Raw genomic sequence first — 2,595 nt, 5'->3', positions numbered from 1 at the left:
CACACCGCCCGCGGACTCTTCGTGGCGCTGGATGAACTCGACCGGATCGAGCCCCGCCGCGCGCAGTCGTCCCCAGCCGTCGGAACCGTGCTCGCGCACGAACGTGTCGGGGTCCTGCCCCGCCGCCAGCGGCAGGATCGCGACCTCGAGCCCCTCCGCCATCAGCACGTCGAGCGAGCGCAGCATCGCCTCCCGACCGGCGTCGTCGCCGTCGAACGTCAAAGCCACTCGTGAGACCACGCGCTTCATCGCGCGCGCCTGATCGGCGGTCAGCGCCGTTCCCGAACTGGCGATGGCGTGCGTGACGCCCGCCTGATGCAAGGCGATGACGTCGAAGTAGCCCTCGACCAGCACGAATTCGCCCGCCGCCTCGGCGGGCCGACGCGCGACGTCGAAGCCGTAGAGAAACTGACCCTTGTGATAGATCGAGGTCTCGGGCGAGTTCAGGTACTTGGGCCCGTCCTCGCCGAGCGTGCGACCGCCGAAGCCGACCACGGTGCCGCCCGGCGCCAGCAGCGGCACCATGAGCCGATCGCGGAACCGATCGTAGACGCCGCTGCGTTGCTCGCGCTTCGCGACCAGCCCGGCCTCGAGCAACGCCTCTTCCGAGATGCGATCGCGCAGACGATCGATCAGCGGCGTCCAGCCGGTCGGGGCCAGTCCGAGTCGAAACGCGCGCTGCGTTTCGCGCGTGATGCCGCGCTGCTCCAAATACGCGCGCGCCGCGCCACCGCGTTCCGGGTCCGCGAGCCACTGTTCGTACGCCACCGCAGCCGCTTCGAGCGCCTCGAGTGCCGCGGTGCGCTGACCGCGCTCGCCGGGGCGCCGTTCCGGAATCGCGATCCCGGCCCGACGGCTCAACATCTCGGCGGCTTCGACGAAGCCGATCTTCTCGGTCTCCATCACGAAACGAAACACGTCGCCGCCCGCCTTGCATCCGAAGCAGTGATAGAACTGGCGCTCGGAGTTGACCGAGAACGAAGGCGATTTCTCTTTGTGGAACGGACACACGCCGACCCAGTTGCGACCGGCACGCTTCAAGACCACGGTCTGCCCGATCACCTCGACGATGTCATTGGCATCGCGAACGCGCTCGATCCACTCGTCCGAGCGCAGCGGGGTGCCCCGCGCCGGAAGACTCATCGGAGCCTCGCCACGGTGACGCCACGCCCACCTTCGCCAATCTGACCCAGCCGCTGCTCGGCGACCTGGGGATGGCGACGCAGATGCTTCTCGACCGCACCTCGCAGGACGCCGCGTCCGATGCCGTGGATCACGCGTACTTCGCCGAGCCCCGCCATCACTGCGCGATCGAGACCTGCATCCAGCGCACCGAGTGCCTCGTCGGCTTCCATGCCGCGCAGATCGACTTCGAGCGGCGGCGGTCCGTCACCGACCGACCAGCTCGTCGACGCGGGGCGCGGGGCGATCGGCGCCGCGTCCGCTGCGCGCGCCAGACGATTGACGTGAGTCTGGATCGTCCAGGTGCCACGCTTGAGCTGGACACGCCCTTCGTCGTCGGGAGCACTCGAGACCTCGGCCTCGAGTCCCAGGTCCAGCGCACGCACGCGCAGCCCCGGAACCACCTCGGCCGCCATCAGCCCCGGCACCGCAGCGCGCGAATCGTCGCTGCCCGCCGCCAACGTCTCGACCTCGCGCGTGGTCTGCTCGACGTCGCGCTTGAGCCGCTGCGCATCCTCGCGCGTCGTGTCGCGGCGGCGCGCTTCCTTCTGAACCACCTGCCACAACTCACGCGAACGGGCGAGGAGCGCCTCGCTCTCGCGGGTCAGTGATCTCCGCGCCTCGGCGAGCTCGCGCCGCGCGTGCTCGGTCGCGTCATGGTGCGCCGCCGCCTGCGATTGCGCTTCGGCCCGCGCGAGCGTGAGCGCGCTGGCTTCGGTGCGAGCGCGCTCGGTGGCGGCGGCGAGCTCCTGGGTCAGGCGCTCGAGTGCGCGCGTGCTTTCGGGCGTCAACGCGCGCGCGCGCGCCAGCAGTTCGGACGGGAATCCCAGTCGCTCCGCCACCTCGAGCGCGTGGCTCGCGCCCGGCACGCCGGGCACGAAGCGGAATCGCGAGCGCAGTGTTCCCGGGTCGAACTCGAGCGATCCGTTCACGACGCCCGGCACTTCGGGCACCAGCCGCTTGAGCGCCCCGAGATGCGTGGTCAGGACCGCCCACGTACCGGCTGCCGCCAGATGCTCGACCAGCGAGCGCGCGAGTGCTCCGCCTTCATCGGGATCGGTGCCCGCGCCGACTTCGTCCGCGAGCACCAGCGTACGGGGTCCGGCGGCGCGCGCCATGTCGGCCATCGCGGCAAGGTGCGCGGCGAAGGTCGAGAGACCGCGGTCGAGCGATTGCTCGTCTCCGAGGTCGACCACCACCTGCTCCAGCTCGGGCACCGTGCTGCCCTCGGCGCACGGCACCGGCAGCGCGGCGTGCGCGAGCAGCGCGCAGAGTCCGGCGGTCTTGAGCAGCACCGTCTTGCCGCCCATGTTGGGGCCGCTCACCAGCAGCACGCGTCCCGGCGTGCCGTCCGCACCGGCGTCGCCGAGCGTGAGGTCGAGCGGGATCACTTCGTCGAGCCCACCGGTCCGC

Annotated in this window: 2 protein-coding genes; both read right to left on the bottom strand. The window is 70.9% G+C overall.

Going from position 1 to position 2,595, the window contains the following annotated elements:
• The coding region (locus HOP12_01535; protein ID NOT32830.1) for a DNA primase at positions 1-1,143 on the bottom strand (1,143 nt) is incomplete at its 3' end.
• Positions 1,140-2,595 (bottom strand): endonuclease MutS2 (locus HOP12_01530; GenBank protein NOT32829.1); only part of this gene is annotated, 1,456 nt, incomplete at its 5' end. The genes HOP12_01535 and HOP12_01530, both read right to left, overlap by 4 nt.

The sequence above is a fragment of the Candidatus Eisenbacteria bacterium genome (assembly GCA_013140805.1).
Lineage (GTDB): Bacteria > Eisenbacteria > RBG-16-71-46 > RBG-16-71-46 > RBG-16-71-46 > JABFRW01.
The sequence above is the reverse complement of the archived record's forward strand: the minus strand, read 5'-3'. Positions and strand labels throughout refer to the sequence as shown.